This window comes from Sedimenticola sp. (assembly GCF_050289425.1).
In the GTDB taxonomy this organism is placed as follows: domain Bacteria; phylum Pseudomonadota; class Gammaproteobacteria; order Chromatiales; family Chromatiaceae; genus Sedimenticola.
The window spans coordinates 1-578 of sequence record NZ_JBNKFS010000073.1; the positions used below are offsets into that span (position 1 = coordinate 1).

The window sequence follows — 578 nt, forward strand, 5'->3', positions numbered from 1 at the left end:
AGACTGGTGTAGTCGATGCAGATCTAAAGTTTCCTGCCGGCTTTGGGGATGACAACAGGGTTGGCCAGCCACCGAGGGTGATGGATCTCCCGTATGAAGTCAGTGTCGAGCAGCTTCTTGAGTTCTTCATGGTTAAAGTTTTGCCGCTCAACGGACTGCTTTCGGGGCTTCTGCTGCACTGACCTGGCATCGGGGTAGATCTTCAGATGGTGCTCAATCACCTCTCTGGTGATCCCAGATATCTACAATGGTTGTCAGGCAAACATGTCCACATTAGCCCGGAGGAAGGTGATGAGCGTGAATTTCTATTTGCTGTCCAGATCGCCTGAGATGCGGGTGGTCTGGGCAGCATCCGACCTTATCTGAATAGTCTTCACGGGGACATCCTCTTTGCCGGAGGGCTGCACATGGGGTGCTGATGATGAGCTATGCTGATGCGTGCTTGAATGCTCATGGTCCCGGCCGCCAGGTCTGGCTACAGCCTCATGCTAAGCTGCTAGAGCCTGGAGCTTCTCCGACGCGGAGATGCCAGCATTGCGTTCTCTGCGGATCTTGAGCATGCCATTGGGTAATGGCAT

The 578-nt window shown here is 54.0% G+C and carries 1 protein-coding gene; it reads left to right on the forward strand.

Annotated features, from left to right (window positions below; translation table 11 throughout):
• Positions 1-182: hypothetical protein (locus tag ACQY5R_RS18270; RefSeq protein ID WP_428610718.1), on the forward strand; the 182-nt coding region annotated here is incomplete at its 5' end.
• Positions 183-578 lie beyond the last annotated feature (396 nt).